The following is a 19,083-nucleotide window of genomic DNA, read 5'->3' as shown; positions in this document are numbered from 1 at the left end:
GCGCGGAACGGACTCAGGGAGCGGAGACGACGCGCGGCCCGCCCGCGGGCGCCCATGAGGGTGTCACACCCGTCACCTGGCAGACCATGAGGAACAGGGGGATGGGCGGGGTGTACGGGGTACGGCTCTCGGGCTGGTGGATCAGCCGGGGCCGGACGGCGGGAACGTAGGCCCCCCGTGCGTAGGCGGCCTGCGCGGGCCAGTCCAGATCGAGGTCGGATCCGGAAGGCACGATCCACCACCAGCGGTCCGCATCCGCGAACACGCAGCCCGTCCGCGGCAGGTGAGACATCAGCCGGAAGCCGAAGTGTGCGGGAATCCCCACCGCGTCACAGCCCAGGCTTGCCGAGAGGGCCGCCGGCAGTGGCAGTTGCACCATGCTGCCGCTCGGGGCACAGCCGGGTTCGCGGGAGCGCCTGGCTCCGAGGAGATGGGACATGGCGTTCTTCAGCATGAGTGCTCCGAGCCGTGCGGCAGTTCCGCCCAGACGATGCGGCCCGAGCCGTTCCCCGCGTCGCGGGACCCCCAGGCGCTGCACATCGCGTCGACGAGCAGCAGGCCGCGTCCGTGCTCGTCGTCGGCGCCGGTGCCCAAGCGCGGTCCTCCGGGTTGGTGCCCCTGGTCCTGTACGGCTATGTGCAGGACGGTGTCGAGGCAGCGCAACTCGCACACGACGCGTGAGCTGGCGGTGTGCACCACCGCGTTGGTGACCAGTTCGGACACGATCAGGACCGCCGCTTCGTAGGCGTCGTCGTCCATCCGCCACTGGTCCAGCCGGGCACGCGTCAGCCGCCGGGCACCGGCGACCGACTCGGGTTGCGCGGGCAGCGCGAAGCAGTACCGGAGCGCTTCGGTCCCGGGCCTGAGGTCCATGAGCCGGGGGATGAGCGCACTGCCAGGTGCCACGACCGAATCCTCACAGTGGGGGCTGTGTCACGCTTCGCGATCTTCCAGAAAGAGGGCGGGCATGACGAGTGAACTGGTTCACTCACCAACTCTCCCCCTGTCGCGAACACTTGGCAAGAGGCACTCTGAAAAATTCAGAGTGGTTGTGTTCTTGGTGGCACGCACATGGCACACTGCTGGCAAACAGCGCATGGGGAGGTCTCAAGTGAGCGAACCGCGGTCCGCCCCGACCGTGGGTCAGGTCGTTCTCGGCAAGCGCCTGCAGGATCTGCGGGAGCGTGTCGGCCTGAGCCGGGACCAGGCAGCCAAGGTGCTCCGCGTCGCTCCGGCGACGATCCGCAGGATGGAGACCGCCGAGGTCGCCCTCAAGATCCCCTACGTGCAGTCGCTCCTGAAGGCCTACGGGATCGCCGAGGAGGAGACGGACGCCTTCGTCGACCTCACCGAGGAGGCCAACAAGCCCGGCTGGTGGCAGCGGTTCCACGACGTGCTGCCCGACTGGTTCAGCATGTACGTCAGCCTGGAGGGCGCAGCTGCCCTCCTGCGCATGTACGAGCCGCACTTCGTCCCCGGGCTGCTGCAGACCGAGGACTACGCACGCTCGGTGATGCGCACCGGCGCCGTCGGCCAGACCAGGCCCGAGGACATCGAACGCCATGTGGCGCTCCGGATGGAGCGGCAGTCCTTGCTGACCCGGCCGGACGCCCCCAGGCTGTGGGTGGTCATGGACGAGACGGTGCTGCGCCGTCCGGTGGGAAGCCCCGAAGCCATGCGCGCCCAGACCGACCGGCTGCTGGAAGCGACCGAGATGCCCAACGTGACCTTGCAGATCGCCGAGTTCTCGACCGGTCATCACCCGGGCACCTACGGGCCGTTCGTCCTCTTCCGGTTCGCCGTCCCCGAACTCCCCGACATGGTCTACAGCGAGTACCTGACCGGGGCGGTCTACTTCGACGCGCGCCCCGAGGTGGCTTCGTACCTCGAGGTCATGGACCGCATGGCGGCCCAGGCCGCGACTGCACAACGCACGAAGGAAATCCTCCGGGACTTCCGCAAGGAGCTGTGATGACACCCATATACAACGGCATGCCGGCCGCCGATCTCGGCTCCGAGGGCTGGTACAAGCCGTGGAGCGGTGGCAACGGCGGCAACTGCGTCGAGGCGATGAAGCTCTCCGACGGAAGAATCGCCATGCGCCAGTCCGCGGACCCCGACGGTCCGGCTCTCATCTACTCCCACCGAGAGATCGCCGCTTTCATCCAGGGCGCCAAGGCCGGTCAGGCAGACTTCCTCCTGACCTGACCTCATCGCGCGGACGGTTCCCGGTCGCCGCGCGCACCGCATTCGTTCTCTGTTCGCCGACCACGGATTCAAGGAGCGCGCCATGACCGGGCACGAGCCCCCCATCGAGATCGACACGAGCAAGCCACATCCCGCGCGGATGTACGACTGGTTCCTCGGCGGCAAGGACAACTATCCGGTCGACGAGCAGATGGCCCGGCAACTGCTGGCCGTGGACGCGCGAGGCCGTGACATGGCACGCGTGAACCGGGCGTTCATGCACCGTGCCACCCGCTGGCTCGCGGAGAACGGCATCCGGCAGTTCCTCGACATCGGCGCCGGCATACCGACCGAGCCCAACCTCCACCAGATCGCCCAGCGGACCGCGCCGGACGCGCGCATCGTCTACTGCGACAACGACCCGATCGTCCTCGCCCACGCGGCGGCCCTGCTGCGCTCCACCCCTGAAGGCGCCACGGAGTACATCCAGGCCGACGCCCGCAGGCCCGAGGTCATCCTGGAGGCGGCCGGCAAGGTCCTCGACTTCGACAAGCCGATCGCCCTGTCCCTGCTGGCCCTGCTGCACTTCCTGGACGACGAGGACGGCGCCGCGGAACTGGTGGACCGCCTGGTCGAGCAGCTCGCCCCCGGCAGCTACCTCGTCCTCTCGCAGACCACCGGCGACTTCGACCCGGAGGGCGCCGCCCAGGCCGCCGCCATGTACAGGGCCCGCGGTATGACCCTGCGTCCGCGCAGCCGCGCCGAACTCACCGCCTTCTTCCACGGCCTCGAACTCGTCGACCCCGGCGTCTCGCTCTCCGCCGACTGGCACCCGGAGCTCGGCGAGGTCGTCGACGTCCCGGGCGACGAGCCGATCCCGGGCTACGCGGGCGTGGCACGCAAGGTCTGAGCGGCGGGGGCGTGCACCCTCACTGTCTGCTGACCGAGCGGGTGATGCCCGCGGCGATCGTCGTCGCGAGCAACCAGCCCAGCACGGTCAGCGCATAGGACAGCCACTGGTACCAGCCCTGCGGATTGAACGCCTTCTCCTGGCCGAAGTCGACGAGCGGCAGGAGAAGGTCCAGGGTGTAGAACAGCGCGTTGAACGGCGGATGCTCGTCCGCCTTCAGCGGATCGGGTCCGTGCAGTGAGTACGTCAGTGTGCCCAGAAGCAGCAGCGACAGGAGCCAGGCGGCGGCCCGGACGGGGCGGTAGCCGTATCCGACGGTGACGTCCTGGAAGTATCCCCAGAGCCGGGCGTACCGGGGCAGGGTGCCGCGATGGCGCCGCTGCTTGGCGAGCAGCACGGTGCGCGCCGCGTTGTCGTCGCCGATCCTCCGGTACGACGTCGTCAACTGCTCGTAGGCGTACGGGGTGTACCCGTCGCCCTCCCGCTCGAGCAGGCGCAGCCGCTCTCCGGCGGGCAGGCTCGGCAGCAGGGCCGTGTAGCTCAGCCCGTCGAGCCGCACGTCCCGCGGCCATACGGCCGGCTCGGCGTGGATCAGGTCGATCTGTGTGCGACGCAGGTTCACGGCGCCCCGAATGGGAGCGGCGGCCCGCAGCCAGAACTCGCCGATGGTGCAGCTGCTCGCGCGGAGCGCCACTCCGCCAGGATTGGAGAGTCGGGCGTACGAGAGGTTCAATTGCCCCGGTATGCGCATTCCTCGCATATTCGCAAGGCCTTGGATCCGGATCCTCATCGCGTGCAGGTCGGACCCGGCCGTGAGGGTCTCCGCCCGAAGAGCGGTTGCGCCGGGATGTGTCAGCTCGGCGTCGTCGAGCCGGATCTGACCTGACACGGTGGCGCCGTTCAGCCCGAACTCGCCGTGCACGACGAGCCCCGGCAGCCACAGATCGTCCTCGATGACGCTGTGGTTCAGCTGGAGCACGGGCTTCTCGTTGAACGCGGTCGAGCCGTCCGCGTGCACCCCGATCCTCGCCCGGTCACCGAACAGGGCCTGGGTGATCTTAGAGCCACCCAGCTGGACCGGTACGGGGCGCAGCTGAGGCAGCTCAAGCTGAGCAATTCGGTACTTCCCGGGCTGGCAGCCGCCACCATCCGGGTCGATGGCGTGCTCCGGATCACCGGCTGCCGCATTCCCGGACCCCGTCGAAGTCAACCCGGCACCCACGCCCAGCCGTTCGGACGTCAGGATGCGCAGGACGACGTCCGCCGCACGGTCCGGTGCCGTGTCGGGCCACAATGGACCCATGTCCCGACGCACCGCACGTCCCGGGCGGCCCGCCGCCGCCCCCGTCTCCCCGATCACGGCCACGTCGCCGTGCCCGTGCGGGCTGCCCGCCGCGTACGGCGAGTGCTGCGGGCGCTTCCACGCCGGCGCTCCGGCACCGACGTGCGAAGCGCTGATGCGCTCGCGGTACACCGCCTTCGTTGTCCGGGACGTCGCGTACCTGCTGCGCACCTGGCATCCGGACCACCGCCCGGCCGTACTCGATCTCGATCCCGGGCAGCGCTGGCAGGGGCTGGAGATCCTGGAGACGACGGAGGGCAGCGCCTTCCACACCTCGGGCACGGTCACCTTCCGGGCGCACTACACGGCCGACGGTCACCGCGACTCGCTCCACGAGAAGAGCCGCTTCGTGCGGCACGAGGGCGCCTGGGTCTACGAAGCGGCCGTCTTCGCCGACTGACGGTCTGCGGCCGGGCGGACGCGGACCGGCCTCAGACCGGTGCGCCCGCCGGGGCCGTCGGGGAGAGTTCCTGGGCGAGGTCTTCCGCAAGCAGCCGCTTGGCGATCACGTCGACAGCGGCGCGCAGCCGGGCGTCGTCCGCCTGTTCCTGCTGGTCGCCCAGCTGTTCGGTGAGCCAGTGGGACCAGGCGTCGTTGATGGTCCTCGCCTCCCGGCTGCCCGCCTCGGTGTGCGTGAACAGACGACCGTCCCCGGTGAGGTACCCCTCCTCGATCATGCGGTCGAACACGGGCACCAGGACCTCTGGTGGAATCCGGTGCCGGGCCGCGATCAGCCGGAGCCCCGCGTGGCCGACCATCCGGGTGAACAGCTCGACCTGCATCACCGCCCAGGCCCCCGCCATGTCGAGCCGGGTGTCGGACGAGGCCACGATCCGCCGGGCCGTGTCCGGGTCCACCCGGCGCAGGACCTTTGCCACGGAGAACTCCAGCAGCCGGGCCGAGTCCCCGGCGCTCGGCGACGCGAACCCTTCACCCATGTCGGTCGAGCCGGCCCGTGCCGTGTCCCGCAGTCTCACCTGCTTCAGGAACAGCGCGACGACAAAGCCCAGCACCGCGACCGGCACCGTCCACAGGAACACCGTGTGCAGCGTGTCGGCATAGGCTTGGGCCAGTGGCGCCGACTGGGCGTCGGGGAGGGAGTGCAGCCCTTCCGGGCTCTGCGATGCCTTCGCCACCACCGCCGGATCACCGCCCGCCCGCACCGCCGCCGCGATCCCGTCCTTGAGATTGGGGCCGAGCGAGTTGGCGTAGATGGTCCCGAACACCGCCGTACCGAAGGAGCTGCCGAGCGTTCGGAAGAACGTCACGCCCGAGGTCGCCGTGCCCAGATCGGCGTAGTCGACGGTGTTCTGCACCGCGATCGTCAGCACCTGCATGCACAGGCCGATGCCGAGCCCGAGAACCAGCATGTACAGCGACTCCCGCCACACCCCGCTGTGCGGACCCATCCGGGACAGCAGGAACAGTCCGACCGCCATGACCAGCGAACCCACGATGGGGAAGATCCGGTAACGGCCCGTCTTGCTGACCACGTTCCCGCTGAAGATCGAGGCGGCCAGCAGACCGATGACCATCGGCAGCGTCCGGACCCCGGAGAGTGTCGCCGAGTCCCCGTCCACGTACTGCAGGTAGGTCGGCAGGTAGATCATCGCGCCGAGCATCGCGAAGCCCACGATGAAGCTGAGGATCGAGCAGACCGTGAAGACCGGATTCCCGAACAGCCGCATCGGCAGCATCGGCTCCTTCGCCCGGAACTCCACGAGGCAGAAGAGGGCCAGGGCCACCAGACCGAGCGCGAAGAGGCCGATGATGACGGGGGAGCCCCAGGCGTACTCGTTGCCGCCCCAGCTCGTCGCCAGGATCAGCGAGCTCGCCCCGACCGTGACCATGGCGATGCCCAGGTAGTCGATGACCGGGCGTCCCGCAGCCTTCACGGACGGAATGGTGCGGGCCGCCGCGATGACCACCGCGATCGCGATCGGCACATTGACGTAGAACGCCCAGCGCCAGGTCAGGTGGTCGGTGAAGAGTCCGCCCAGCAGTGGCCCGATGACGGTCGACACGCCGAAGACCGCGCCGATCGCACCCTGGTACTTTCCGCGGTCGCGCAGCGGGATCACGTCGGCGATCAGCGCCATGGAGGTGACCATCAGACCGCCCGCGCCGATGCCCTGGAGACCGCGCCACACGATCAGCAGCGTCATGTTGGTCGCGAGGCCACAGAGGAAGGAACCGGTGATGAAGATGATCGCCGAGAGCTGGAAGACGATCTTCCGGCCGAACAGGTCGCCGAACTTGCCGACCAGCACCGTCGCCACCGTCTCCGCGAGGAGATACGCGGTGACCACCCACGACATGTGGGCGGCGCCTCCGAGGTCCGAGACGATCGTGGGAAGCGCGGTGCCCACGATCGTCTGGTCCAGGGCGGCCAGCAGAATGCCCAGCACGATCGTGGCGAAGACGATGTTCCGGCGGCGCGGATCGAGCAGGGGTGGTGCGCCGGCACCCTGCGCGGCGGGGGCGGTCTCGCTGGCAGTGGTCACTTTTGCACCCTCACACCGCGTCCGGCCACCCGCATGCGGGGGACAGCCGGACGTGTCAGCCCAGCAGATCCTTCAGCGACGCCTTCATCCGCGCGACGAACGCCTCTCGCGCCGGCTCGCCCACCCGGTCCAGCGAGAGGTACGGATTGAGGTCCTCCAGCTCGACGAGCAGCAGCTCACCCGCGGCGGTCCGGCACGCGTCGACCCGCTGGACGCCGTGGTCAAGGGTGTTCCAGTCGATGAACGACCGTGCGAACGCGAGATCCGCCGCACTCGCCTCGTACGGCTCCAGCACCCACCGCTGCTCCGGGTACGGGGCGTTCAGCGCGTACTGGAAGTCGTGGTCGACGAAGTAGAAGGACACCTCGTAGCGGAAGTCGATCCGGGGCTGGACCAGCTGCGCGCCGTCCGCCTCGGGCGGCAGGGACGGGGTACGGACGAACCGCAGCCCGACCGAGTCCGCGCCCAGCTTCGGCTTGATGACGTAGCCGTCGGACTCGGGAAGCAGCCCCAGATCCGCCGCCCGGTCCACGGTGGGGATCACCGGATACCCGGCCCGGCTCAGATCGACGAGGTACTGCTTGGCCGCCATGTCGCCGCGGCCCGTCAGCGGGTTGTACACCCGCGTGCCCAGCTCCCGGGCCCGCGCGCAGAACTCGTCGTACGCCTCCTGGTAGTGCAGCACCGGGCCGCTGTTACGGACGACGACCGCATCGAAACCCTCCAGCAGCGCGGCGGCATCGCGGGGATGACAGAGCGCGATGTCGAAGTCCTCGCGCAGTCGTGAGGTCAGATAGATGTCCTCGTCGCAGTACCGGCGTCCACGGGCCTCGTAGGCGAGGTCGGTGACGAAGAGGACGGACGGGCGTGGGCCGGCGGGCATGATTCCCCCAGGGTTCCAGATGGTCGGTGGGTCAATGGCCTTGGCGGCGTTGCCCGTCAACGACCAGGGAGCATCATGACGTCCGCCCCACAAGAGTCGCTCGCCTCGCAAGCACCACCCGTGCCTGACATTCTCTCGCCCGCGTTCGCCGCCCGGTCTCCAGGGGTCCAAGGGCTGTCCCGCAATTCGTGGTGGATCAGCGCGCGGCGTCGGATGCGGTGCATCGCAAGGCGGAGAGGCGCCCGCATACTGGATGTATTCGGGCGTTTCGACAACGCGGCGAGGTGCCGTAGCTGTCGTCGTGCGCCCGCCAGGAATTGCGGGACAGCCCTTAGCGGATCATGCGCGATACCACCCGCTGATCGGGCACGACGCCACGAACAGTTCATCGTCGCCCGGTACGAGGACGGCGAGCGGGTCTTCAAGGACGGGATCGGGGAGCTCACCACCCGACAACTACGACAGGCAGATCCGGCCGGCACCACGCCCTGCTCCGCTGCCGCCGACCATCTGGCGCTCAGCCTGGGCCGGCACTTCCGTGCCGGTGCGCCGCCGGCCAGGGCCGAGGTGCGGGACCGGCGTGGACCTGCTGCCGGACGCCATGCCCGACGTGCGGCCCGCGGACGGGGTCACCCCCTCGGAACAGGTGTCTTCACCCCGGGACCGCAGTCGCTGCCGGTGCGGTTCACTCCGGCCCCCGCGGCATGACCCCACGTCAGCGGATGTGGCGTCCCGAGATCGCCCGTGCGATGACCAGGCGCTGGATCTCGCTGGTCCCCTCGAAGATCGTGTAGATCTTGGCGTCGCGGTACATCCGCTCCACCGGATGCTCCCGGCTGTACCCGGCTCCCCCGAGGATCTGGACTGCCTTCTCCGTTGCGGAGACCGCGAGTTCACCGGCGCGCAGCTTGGACATGGAGCCCTGCCCCGCGTCGAAGGTGCGGTCGTTGCGGGCCATCCACGCGGCCTGCCAGATCAGCAGCCGTACGGACTCGATCTCCGTACGGATGTCCGCCAGCGCGAACGCGATCGACTGGTTCTCGATGATGGGCCGGCCGAAGGCCTCGCGCCGGCCGGCGTACTCCAGCGCGTACTCGTACGCCGCCCGCGCGATGCCCAGCGCCTGGGCGCCGACGGTCGGGCGGCTGACCTCGAAGGTCGCCATCGCCGCCTGCCCCTTGGCGTTGGTGCCCTCGCGGGCACGGGCGAGCCGGGCGTCCAGCTTCTCCTTGCCCCCGAGCAGGCAGTGGCCCGGCACCCGGACGTCGTCGAGGAAGACGTCCGCCGTGTGCGAGGCCCGCAGCCCGAGCTTCTTGATGGCGCGGCTCGCCTCCAGGCCCTTCGTGGCGGGCGGCACGATGAACGCGGCCTGTCCGCGCGCGCCGAGCGTCGGATCGACCGAGGCGACCACCACATGGACCTCGGCGATCCCGCCGTTGGTGATCCACGCCTTCTGGCCGGAGAGCACCCACTCGTCCTTGGCCTCGTCGTAACGGGCCTTCGTGGCCATGGCGGAGACGTCCGAGCCGGCCTGAGGCTCGGAGACGCAGAACGCCGCGACCTTCGGGGCGTCCTCGTCGCCGTAGCACTGGGGCACCCACTCGGCGAGCTGGTCCGGTGTGCCGGAGGCGAAGATGCCGGCGACGGCGAGGGAGGTGCCGAAGAGCGCCATGCCGATGCCGGCGTCGCCCCAGAAGAGTTCCTCGTTGGCTATCTGGAGGGAGAGACCCGTGGGGTCGCCGTACATGTCGGCCAGCGACTCGAATCCGTACAGACCGATCCGGGCCGCTTCCTGGATGACGGGCCAGGGCGTCTCCTCGCGGGCGTCCCATTCGGCGGCCGCCGGGCGCACCACCTGGGCTGCGAAGCCGTGCACCCAGTTGCGCAGGTCCTGCTGTTCCTCGGTCAGGGCGAGGGAGAAGTAGCTCATCGCGCTCAGGCCTTCGGGATGTCGAAGTAGCGGGTAAGGCCTGAGGCGAGGCCGACATCGCCGGCCACCTTCAGCTTGCGCATCATGAACATCGTCACGGGATTGCCGTTGCCGGAGACCAGTTTGAGGAACTCCGCGTCGCCCATCACCAGCGTCGTGCGCGGCTCGGCGTCGGAGCGGCCCTCGCTGATGGTGCAGGTCCCGTCGGCGATCGAGGTCTCGTAGACCGCTTCGGTGTCACCGGTGATCTTCCAGCGGATCAGTGCCGTGAGCGGTCCCGCAGCGTCCGGACGAAACTGCTGCTTCATCCGGCCGAAGACCTCGCCGAGCACCCGGGTACGCAGTTCGCCGTGCATGACCTCGCCGAGCTGCTTGGCGGACAGGCCCTTCACGATCCGTGCGAACTCCTGCGGGGATACGGCCGCGAAGTCGAGTGCGGTCAGTTCGTCGGTGAGGTTGCCGCTGCTGTTGTCGGCCACGCCAGTTCCTTACTCTGGAGTAAACTTACTTCCGAGTAAGGTAAGTGCAGGGCGGCATCTCCGCAAGGTGGCGGCGCGGCGGTGGACCCGCCGTCACCAGGAGCCGCCGGGGCGCACCGCCAGCCGGGGGTGGTGGGCGGAGAGCACCTTGTTGGCGCGGGCCAGCTCGGACAGGGCCTGCTCGCGGTCGGCCTGGTCCTCGATGCCCAGCCGCGGGCCGCGGAACCTGCGGACCTCGCGCGCGGCGCACTCGGCGTCGAACTCCGCCTCCAGGATGTTCGAGGGGATGCAGGAGCCGATCAGTGCGGCGATGCGGTCCGGGATCGGAACGGGGACGAGCAGGTGTGAGGCGGTCATGGGGGTTCCCTCTCGAATGGTGGCCAGGAGGTCGGACGTGGGACCGCCGGGTGGGCGGACGACTCCTCCATATGTACGGGACGCAGTTCCGGGTTTCTCGTTGAGAACGTCTCCGTGTGGCAACCGTTTGGGAGTGACCGGCTATTTCCTCTTACCTGTCGGTAAGTTGACCCCTCGTGACGTACGTGCTCCGGTCGGCGTCGCTTCCGCCGCCCACCGGGGCGACGATGCGCAGGTCGCCCGGCCGGAGCGCTGCTCAGAGAGACATGTCTTCGCTGCGCGCCCGAAGTTGGAGCGCGCGCAGGACCGCCTCGGTCGAGAATCGGCTTTCGGGATCGACGAGCTGTTCACCGAATATGGTCTCCAGGTTACGCATGCGGTAGCGGACGGTCTGCGGGTGCACGTCGAGGAGAGCGCCCATGTGCGCAGCGGTGCCGCGGGTGTCGAGCCAGATGCGCAGGGTCTCGACCAGCCTGTCGCGCCGCGTGGCGCTGATGCCCGCGATCGGAGCGAGCTCTCGCTGGGCGAGCTGGTCGAGCAGGGCGGGGTCGGACAGCAGCCAGAGGGTGACCAGATGGTCCTCGCACAGTACGACGGGGGCGTCGTCGATGACTCCGCTGTCGATGAGTTCCAGGACCCGGCGTGCCCAGCGGATGGAATCCGAGGCCTGTGCCGTCGGTACGGTCGGGCCGATCGCCGCACGGGTGCCGATGAGTGCCCGGTCGAGCATCTGTCTGCGGGCCTCGTCGAGCGGCCCGGGGATCAGTAAGTGGGGCTGCGGACCGCCGAGATCGACGAGCATGTCGCGGTCGGCTTCGACCCGGTCGAGACCGGCGGGCGCCCGCGCTGCCACGAGAGTGACCTGTTCGGGCAGCGCCCACCCGGTCTGCTCGCAGAGCTCGGCGATGGCGGTGCGCGGCACCGGCCGTCCGGCGAGGATGAGATGGAGCAGACGACGGCGCATGGCCTCGCTCTGCTCGCCCGACTGCGAATGGACCTCCAGGAACCCCTCGCGCGACAGGGACTCCAACTCGTCGATGTAGGCGAACAGCGCATCGGCGAAGCTGAGCATCAGGGCAGGGGAGAAGTTGTAGCTCCGGCCGACCTTCTTCGCTCTTCGTAACGCCACTCGTGCGCCGAGCCGGTAGGCCCCCTGGAGCGTCTCCATGGTGCGGCCCTCGTACGCCTCGAACCGGCCGAAGCGGCGGCACATCTCGTCGCGCAGGGTCGTGGACGTGGTGGGTTCGGCCACCAGGTCGACGAATGAGGAGAGGCTCTGTTCCACGCCGACCCGCAGTGCGTGTCCGTTGGGGCCGTCGAGCAGGCGCGCGTACTCCGGGTACGCCCGGGTCACCTCCACACCGATCTCCTTGATCAGGCTGGGGAGTTCGGGCCGCATAATGGCGGCGAATTCCTGGGGGAGTGGTCCCAGGGGGTCGCCGGCGTCGGACGGATGAATGAGATGCGGCATGACTGTCCCCTTGTTCTCCGGCGCCCGGTGGGGGGTGAGGCAGTGGGGAAAGCGCTCCCACGAACCGACACGTGCGTACTGAGTTCGCGATGAAGATAGACCAACGTGGTGACCGTGCACACCACTTGAACAAGATCAGAATGCAGGGGACACACATCGTGGCTGCGTTGTGGTGCTTCCGTGCAGGTGAGACGCGAGTGCTCACTTCAGGACAATGTTTTTCGGACAATTACTCCTCTCTCGACAATGAAGTAACCCTGGGTAATGGGAAACATGGGAGATCTCAGGTCGATTCGTCGTCGAATGTCCCCGGAGTCGGAAGTCGAGTGTCTGCGGCGCGCTGTCATGGGCCGCGGTGGTGCCCGATGTGGTGCGCCGTCCTGCTCCCTCCGTGATTCCCGTGTGCATGGCGCCTTCCGGGCTCCCGGCATTCACTGTGACGGGTGGTGGAGGTTAATCGGAAGTGTGTATTCCGGAGTTCTCCGGGCGCTGGGGCGCAGTGACCGCAAAATCTTACGGACAGTCACCACGGGTGCGTGGCCGACTCCGTTCCCCGGTCACTCCCTCGGCGCGTCCGTAATGGGCGGCCGGCCGCGGCGGAATCAGGAGAGTTCCCACGGGTTCCCGAGCGCGGTTCCCGCGCATTTCCGAGTGGGCCCGGACTGGATCTCACTCGCTCATCAACGAAAAAAGGAGTGAGCGTCGTCTGCGTGGCGCTGGCCGCACATCGGCCCGCGGCCGTGCGCGGTGTGCCGATGCGCCCTGCGTGGTTGTCACCAGGGAATTCGGCCGTCAGGAGTCGCCGCCGGATCGCGGCTGGGCGCGCGCATCGAGGTGTCGGGCCGGCCCCCGTCCGCGCGGAATGGTGGGTCGGAGATGTATGCGCCGAGCCGGGTGACGGGGGCGCAGTGGTCCGATGTGGCCGGGAAAGTGCGCAGTAAGTGCTAAGCCGCTCAGGCAAATTAGTGACCCGCGGACGAGGAAAAATTCTCTTGAGGAGAATCTTGACCAGCAGGATTGTGCTGGAAGTTTCCCGCAAGTAACGTCACGGCCTGTCACAGAACGTGTGTGGCTGACCATGCACGGCCCCCACGCAACACGGTTCATCGCCGCACTCCCCTGCGTCTGTGCAGGATCCCGAGTGCGTCCCCGCAACAGTGCACCCGCACTGTCGAATCGGAGGAACTACTGTGCGCAATTCCCTCAGAAGGCTCGCTGTCGCTGTCGGTGCCAGCGCCGCCGCCGTCGTCCTCGCCGCCCCCGCCGCCACCGCAGGCGCGACGGCCGTGTGGACGGTCGGTCCCAACACCTCGCCCGAGACGTTCTCGGGCTCGGCCACGAACGCGGTGCTGACGCTCAACAGCATCCCGATGACCTGTTCGTCCTCCGCAGCGAGCGGTGTGCTGACGTCGGCGAGCGGCACCACGAACGTCCAGGTGGGCACCATCGCCCCGCTGACGTTCTCCGGATGCACCAGTGCGTTCGGCGTCGTGACGCCGACCACCGACACCTCGACGCCGTGGCGTCTGGTGGCCAACACCTACAGTGCGGGCGTCACCAGCGGCTACATCGACGGGGTCAAGGCCACCATCAAGGTGCTCACCTGCACCTTCTCGGTGACGGGCCGCGTCGCGGCGACCTACACCAACTCCACCGGCAAGCTGGCGGTCAGCAACAACGCCACCTACAAGCTGACGGTCTCGGCGGTCAGCGCGAGCGGCTGCACCGGCATCGCGGCCGTCGGCAACACCCCGACCTTCACCGCCTCCTACGCGGCTGTCACACCGGCCGGCGGAACGGTCAAGCCGACCATCGTCTACAGCTGATCCGCCCCGTGTGATCCGTGGGCGGAAACGGGGTCGCACGGCGGGTCACCGCCGTGCGATCCGCGTCCGGCCCGCTCGAAGGGAGAAACCGTAAGTGATGCGCATCCAGGCGGCGGGAGCCCGGCGTCGTGCCATGGCACGCAGTGCCGTCGTGGCGACCGCGGTACTGCTGGGCGGAATGCTGCCCGGCGCGCAGGCGAGGGCCGGGGATCACGAGATCGATGCCGATCTTGCCTACACGTGCGATTTCCCTTCGGGCAGGCAGCCGGTGAAGGTCAAGATCACCGCGACGGTGCCGGACGCGGCGAAGCCCGGTGAGATCATCCAGCCGACCGACGTCCTGACCGAAGTGACCCTGCCGGAAACCGCTCTCAAGGACCTGGCCGCCGCGGGTGCGGCAACGTTGGGCGTCGAGACGCGGCTGACCACGCAGGTCGCGCAGAAGGAACATCGGGCGCAGACCGAGTGGATCGGGAACACCGACGGGGCGGTCCGGGTCCCTGGGACCGGCGACCTCACGCTGACCACGTCCGGCAGTGTTCCCTTCGTGCGGCCCATGGCGTCGGGCGATCTGGCGTTCACGGCTGCCGGCCTCTCCGGTGTCCTCACGCCCAGGAAGGCCGACGGAACGTCCCTCGAACCGCCCACCGCTGCTCTCGCCTGCACACCGGACGTCGAGCAGGAGACGACCCTGGGGACAGTACGTATCGCAGGGGAGGAGCCCGCTGCCACCCCCGAGCCGACCTGGTCCACCGGTGACGACAGCAAGAAGACCGCGGCGGACGATCCAGCGGCGCCCGAGGTCGGCGCCCACAAGCAGAAGGCGGCGCCGGCCGACGTGCCCCCGTGTGTGGGTGATCCGAACGACGGCCTCAACATGGTGGCCTACGTCACCGGCTACGCGAACGTGAAGAAACTCCACAGCGCGACCAAGTTCCCCGTGGGGTGCGCACAGATCACCCAGGGGGAGACGCGTCCGGACTTCTCCCAGCCCGGCTTCCTCCACATCTACCAGGACTCCGCCGTGGTGATGCAGTACAAGGGGAAGCCGCAGCTCCCGCCGGCCAAGGGCACGTTCCTCACGTTCGGCTTCATGCCGACCACCGCGGTCCTGGAGATGACCCAGATACCGCCGAAGACCGGTGCTGACGGCATTCAGATCCCCAACATCAAGTCCGACATCGCCATCGACCTGTCGGACGGCTCCAGCAAGAACATCACGCTCATCACGCTGGACTTCACCATGCGGCTGCACGATGTCGAGGTCAACGGCGTACCGATGGACGTCGGGGACTCGTGCCGCACGAGCAGGCCGTTCAGCCTGTCCCTGGAGGGCAGGATGACGCGGACGTCGGACGGCGTCATCGACGGGTACACCCTGGTGGGCGGTGGCCCGTTGACGGGATCGGTCACCATCCCGCCGTTCAGCGGATGCGGGACTGCCGGTGAGGACCTCGACAGCCTGTTCACCGCGTCGATCTCCGGCGAATCGGGCTACGTCAAGCAGATCCAGGGTGCTCCGTGCGCGACCGTGAGCGCCGATCCGACGTACTGCACGCCCGACGGGCAGCCGATCGCCATACCCACGGCGGAACGCTGAACCACCACGGTTCCGCGAGAAGGCCGTACATCGCACCGAGTTCAGCTATCCACAGTGGCCCAATCGAATCGAGGGAACAATGAGACCTGTCCCGAAGAGCTGGCGCAAGGGCCTTTTCGCGGTCGCCGCCTCCGCCGCGCTGGTCGTGCCGGTGGCCGCCTCGCCCGCGGGCGCCGCCACGGCGGCCACCGAGCTCAACGGCAGCTGGGCCCCGTTCAACCGGTGTCCGGTGGACAACCCCGCCATGCTGGCCACGGACGGCGAGGACGACATCGCCCTCTGCGTGACCTCGGCGTCCCCGAACGGCACGATCAAGCTCGGTAACACCACGGCGACGACCGGGGCGACCAACCTCCAGTTCGGTGTCATCCAGCACCCGGCCCAGGGCACGTACACCGTGGTTCCCCCCGCCGGCGGGTCCATCATCAGCGGCGCCACCACCATCCCGGGTGGACTGCTGGGCCTGGTGTGCCCGAGCAACATCCCGGTCGTGTCGGGCATCTGCGGGCAGATCACCAACGCAACGCTGAACAAGGTGACGGCCACCGTGGAATCGGCGGGCACGCCCACCGACTTCGACCTGGTGGCGGGGCTCAGCTCCGGCCCGATCGTCACGCTGCCGATCCGTATCCACCTGGAGAACCCTCTTCTCGGATCCGGTTGCTACCTCGGCTCGACCAGCAACCCGATCGTCCTGCACCCGGGCAACCTGAGTGCACCGACGCTCGGCGTGACCCTGTTCGACCCCAACGGGGCGACGAACCCGGACGGATCGCTGCTCCAGATCGCGCTGACGGGCGCCAGCCAGGGTGACAGCACCTTCTCCGTGCCGAAGTCCAGTGGCTGCGGTCTGGGTGGCCTCCTCAACGGCGTGCTCGACCTGAAGACCGGACTGCCCGCCGCCTCCGGGAAGAGCAACCTCGTGCTGAACAACGCCTCGACCTACACCTCCGGTCTCAGCGCGCCGGGCCTGGTCGTGCCGGATGCCGGAAAGATCCTCTCGGAGAACTGGCACGCCGGAGTGAAGTAGTAGTCGTTCCTCCCGCGGGAGAGGCGGGGAAAGTTTGTCACTCCGTGCGCATTCGCTCATCTCCCGCATTCGGGCCCGCCCCGGTCAGGTGATCCCTGACCGGGGCGGGCCGCGTTGTGCCGGCGGTGATGAAAACGCCCATCGGTGGGTGATGACGTGCCGAGGAAATGCCTCACTTCCGGACAGGTTTCGGCGGCCGCCCACTCACTGCGATACAAGAAATATCTGTTCTTCGGTCAGTGCGAAGAAAAATGACGAACCAGTATTGCGCACTCAGGTTACCGGGCCGTAGCGTCCGCGGTGAGGGGTGGAGATCGCCCTGAAAACTTCCTCTTCCACGCACGTGGAATCCCGGTCGCGCCGTCCCTGACCTGGATTCCGTCCGGGGGAATCGCTTCGCACGCCGGTGTCGGGGGCGGTGCGCGACCCTCACCGCCGGGTCTCGCGACCCCGGCCTCCGTGGGCCGTGGGCCCCCGGAGCCGCACGCGGATCACTTACGCACCTTCCGACAAAACCGATTCACTGGTTTGTCACTCGGTGACAAGTGATCCACACCGAGCACTTCATTCGTCGATTTCCGCTGTTCAACGGCTTGTCCTGGCGGTTTCGGCGGACATAACGTGCGCCTCCTGGTGCATGTGTGACGAGCCGCCATTGGATTTCTCAGAGCCGGAGCGCTGACAGATGACTTCGTTCACCGATATGTCGAGGGAGGGCCGATGGGAATCGAAGTAGTCGTTGAGGGCCTCACGAAATCCTTCGGCAAGCAGAACATCTGGCAGGACGTCAGCCTCACCCTGCCCGCCGGCGAAGTGAGCGTGATGCTCGGCCCTTCCGGCACCGGAAAGACAGTCTTCCTCAAATCCATCATCGGCCTGCTCAAGCCCGAACAGGGACGAGTGCTCATCAACGGCGTCGACATGGTGAACAGCCCCGAGCGGCAGATCATGGAGACCCGGAAGCTGTTCGGGCTCATGTTCCAGGACGGCGCGCTCTTCGGATCGATGTCCCTCTTCGACAACATCGCCTTTCCGCTGCGCGAACACACCCGCAAGAAGGAATCGGAAATCCGCCGCATCGTCATGGAGCGGATCGACATCGTCGGTCTCCTCGGTGCCGAGGACAAACTGCCCGGCGAGATATCCGGCGGTATGCGCAAGCGGGCCGGGCTGGCCCGCGCGCTCGTCCTGGACCCGCAGATCATCCTCTGCGACGAGCCGGACTCCGGGCTCGACCCGGTCCGCACCGCGTTCATCTCGCAGCTGCTGATCGACCTCAACGCGCAGATCGACGCGACGATGCTGATCGTCACCCACAATCTCGACATCGCCTCCACCGTCCCGGACAACATGGGCATGCTCTTCTGCCGCAACCTCGTCACCTTCGGGCCGCGCGAGGTGCTGCTCACCAGCGATCTGCCCGTCGTCTCCCAGTTCCTCGCCGGGCGCCGCGAAGGACCCATCGGCATGTCCGAGGAGAAGGACGCCGCCACCCTGGCCGCCGAGGAACTCAACGGCTACGGGCGGGGCATCAGTTCGGCCAACGCCCCGCGCACCGTCGTCCCGCAGCTGGAGCCCTCGCCGGGGCTGCCGGTGCGGCAGGGCGCCCTGCGCCGCCGGGAGCGGGTCATGTCGATGATGGGACAGCTGCCGGAGGCGGCCCGTACCGCCATCCTCAACAGCTACAGCCCGGCGGCGGGCGGTGGGCGCCCATGACGGCCCCCATGCCGGTGCGGCCCCCCGAACCGCCGGCGGACCGGATACCGGAGAAGGCACCCGAGGAGAGACGGCCGACGCGGCTGCTCGCCCCGCTGCGTGAGACGGGGAGGCTGTTCGCCCTCGCCGGGACCGTGTGCCGCGAGACCTTCCGCCGGCCCTTCCAGGTGCGGGAGTTGATCGAGCAGTTCTGGTTCGTCGCCAGCGTCACCATCCTGCCCGCCGCCCTCGTCTCCATCCCGTTCGGTGCGGTCATCGCCCTCCAGGTCGGCTCCCTCACCCAGCAGCTCGGCGCCCAGTCCTTCACCGGAGGCGCCAGCGTCCTCGCCGTGATCCAGCAGGCCAGTCCGATCATCGTGGCGCTGCTGGTCTCCGGGGCGGCCGGTTCGGCCATCTGCGCCGACCTCGGATCGCGCAAGATCCGCGAGGAGCTCGACGCGATGGAGGTCATGGGCGTCTCGCCCGTACAGCGCCTCGTCGTGCCCCGGGTCCTGGCCACCATGCTGGTCGCCGTACTGCTCAACGGTCTCGTCTCCGTTGTCGGCACGATGGGCGGCTACTTCTTCAACGTGATCATGCAGGACGGCACCCCCGGGGCCTACTTGTCCAGCTTCTCCGCCCTGGCCCAGCTGCCCGACCTGTACATCAGCGAGATCAAGGCCCTGATCTTCGGCTTCATCGCCGGCATCGTCGCCGCCTACCGCGGGCTCAACCCGCGCGGCGGTCCGAAGGGAGTGGGGGACGCGGTCAACCAGTCCGTCGTCATCACCTTCATGCTGCTGTTCTTCGTGAACATGGTCCTCACGGCGATCTACCTTCAGATCGTCCCCGCGAAGGGGAGCTGACCG

18 protein-coding genes are annotated in these 19,083 nt (G+C 68.3%); 9 read left to right on the top strand and 9 right to left on the bottom strand.

Annotation, left to right across the window (positions count from 1 at the left end):
* Positions 1-13: 13 nt before the first annotated feature.
* Together OG538_RS03615 and OG538_RS03610 are read right to left on the bottom strand one after the other, a co-directional pair.
* Complete coding sequence (locus OG538_RS03615; RefSeq protein WP_406090041.1) at positions 14-454, bottom strand: hypothetical protein; 441 nt, start codon at positions 452-454, stop codon at positions 14-16.
* Positions 448-906: an ATP-binding protein gene (locus OG538_RS03610; protein WP_406090039.1), complete on the bottom strand. Its 459-nt coding sequence runs from the start codon at positions 904-906 to the stop codon at positions 448-450. Before OG538_RS03610 ends, OG538_RS03615 begins: the two co-directional genes overlap by 7 nt.
* 205 nt (positions 907-1,111) lie before the next feature.
* Between OG538_RS03610 and OG538_RS03605 the strand changes: the two genes are divergently transcribed.
* The 3 genes from OG538_RS03605 to OG538_RS03595 all read left to right on the top strand — a co-directional run bounded on the left by OG538_RS03605 (position 1,112) and on the right by OG538_RS03595 (position 3,097).
* Positions 1,112-1,972 (top strand): helix-turn-helix domain-containing protein, encoded by an 861-nt coding sequence (locus OG538_RS03605; RefSeq protein ID WP_406090037.1) that lies wholly within the window; start codon positions 1,112-1,114, stop codon positions 1,970-1,972.
* On the top strand, positions 1,972-2,208 hold the full coding sequence (locus OG538_RS03600) for a DUF397 domain-containing protein (protein WP_219567121.1): 237 nt from the start codon (positions 1,972-1,974) through the stop codon (positions 2,206-2,208). The genes OG538_RS03605 and OG538_RS03600 overlap by 1 nt, the downstream gene beginning before the upstream one ends.
* A gap of 82 nt (positions 2,209-2,290) precedes the next feature.
* Positions 2,291-3,097, top strand: a complete 807-nt coding sequence (locus tag OG538_RS03595) for an SAM-dependent methyltransferase (RefSeq protein WP_406090035.1) — start codon at positions 2,291-2,293, stop codon at positions 3,095-3,097.
* Between the two features lie 19 nt (positions 3,098-3,116).
* On the opposite strand, the gene OG538_RS03590 is transcribed toward OG538_RS03595, so the two are convergent.
* Entirely contained in the window at positions 3,117-4,400 is a 1,284-nt protein-coding gene (locus tag OG538_RS03590) for a membrane-associated oxidoreductase (RefSeq protein WP_406090033.1), read from the bottom strand.
* On the opposite strand from OG538_RS03590, the gene OG538_RS03585 reads away from it, so the two are divergent.
* A complete protein-coding gene (locus OG538_RS03585) occupies positions 4,399-4,839 on the top strand; it encodes a YchJ family protein (protein ID WP_406090031.1) in 441 nt (146 codons plus the stop codon). The genes OG538_RS03590 and OG538_RS03585 overlap by 2 nt on opposite strands.
* Before the next feature lie 31 nt (positions 4,840-4,870).
* Here the strand turns inward: OG538_RS03585 and OG538_RS03580 are convergent, their stop codons facing one another.
* From OG538_RS03580 to OG538_RS03555, 6 genes are all read right to left on the bottom strand, one after another.
* Positions 4,871-6,943, bottom strand: coding sequence for an MDR family MFS transporter (locus OG538_RS03580; protein ID WP_406090029.1), 2,073 nt, complete (start codon positions 6,941-6,943; stop codon positions 4,871-4,873).
* A gap of 55 nt (positions 6,944-6,998) precedes the next feature.
* Positions 6,999-7,826, bottom strand: a complete 828-nt coding sequence (locus OG538_RS03575; RefSeq protein ID WP_406090027.1) for a hypothetical protein — start codon at positions 7,824-7,826, stop codon at positions 6,999-7,001.
* A 715-nt stretch (positions 7,827-8,541) separates the two neighbouring features.
* Positions 8,542-9,756, bottom strand: a complete 1,215-nt coding sequence (locus OG538_RS03570) for an acyl-CoA dehydrogenase family protein (RefSeq protein WP_406090025.1) — start codon at positions 9,754-9,756, stop codon at positions 8,542-8,544.
* A 5-nt stretch (positions 9,757-9,761) separates the two neighbouring features.
* On the bottom strand, positions 9,762-10,235 hold the full coding sequence (locus OG538_RS03565; RefSeq protein WP_406090023.1) for an SCP2 sterol-binding domain-containing protein: 474 nt from the start codon (positions 10,233-10,235) through the stop codon (positions 9,762-9,764).
* A 93-nt stretch (positions 10,236-10,328) separates the two neighbouring features.
* Positions 10,329-10,592 (bottom strand): hypothetical protein, encoded by a 264-nt coding sequence (locus tag OG538_RS03560; RefSeq protein ID WP_406090022.1) that lies wholly within the window; start codon positions 10,590-10,592, stop codon positions 10,329-10,331.
* A gap of 256 nt (positions 10,593-10,848) precedes the next feature.
* The gene (locus OG538_RS03555) at positions 10,849-12,063 is read right to left on the bottom strand and encodes a helix-turn-helix domain-containing protein (protein WP_406090020.1); all 1,215 of its coding nucleotides are present in this window, start codon (positions 12,061-12,063) and stop codon (positions 10,849-10,851) included.
* 1,190 nt (positions 12,064-13,253) lie between these two features.
* On the opposite strand from OG538_RS03555, the gene OG538_RS03550 reads away from it, so the two are divergent.
* The 5 genes from OG538_RS03550 (at position 13,254) to OG538_RS03530 (ending at position 19,080) form a co-directional block, all read left to right on the top strand.
* Entirely contained in the window at positions 13,254-13,889 is a 636-nt protein-coding gene (locus tag OG538_RS03550) for a hypothetical protein (RefSeq protein WP_406090018.1), read from the top strand.
* Between the two features lie 133 nt (positions 13,890-14,022).
* Positions 14,023-15,489, top strand: a complete 1,467-nt coding sequence (locus OG538_RS03545) for a DUF6801 domain-containing protein (protein ID WP_406090016.1) — start codon at positions 14,023-14,025, stop codon at positions 15,487-15,489.
* Between the two features lie 79 nt (positions 15,490-15,568).
* The gene (locus tag OG538_RS03540) at positions 15,569-16,519 is read left to right on the top strand and encodes a hypothetical protein (RefSeq protein WP_406090015.1); all 951 of its coding nucleotides are present in this window, start codon (positions 15,569-15,571) and stop codon (positions 16,517-16,519) included.
* A gap of 720 nt (positions 16,520-17,239) precedes the next feature.
* Entirely contained in the window at positions 17,240-18,235 is a 996-nt protein-coding gene (locus OG538_RS03535) for an ATP-binding cassette domain-containing protein (protein WP_356318569.1), read from the top strand.
* Positions 18,232-19,080, top strand: a complete 849-nt coding sequence (locus OG538_RS03530; RefSeq protein WP_406090012.1) for an MlaE family ABC transporter permease — start codon at positions 18,232-18,234, stop codon at positions 19,078-19,080. The genes OG538_RS03535 and OG538_RS03530 overlap by 4 nt, the downstream gene beginning before the upstream one ends.
* The last annotated feature ends 3 nt before the right edge of the window (positions 19,081-19,083 follow it).

It is taken from the genome of Streptomyces sp. NBC_01013, from assembly GCF_045162765.1.
GTDB lineage: Bacteria > Actinomycetota > Actinomycetes > Streptomycetales > Streptomycetaceae > Streptomyces.
Note: the sequence above shows the minus strand (reverse complement) of the source record. Positions and strands in the feature narration are given on the sequence as shown.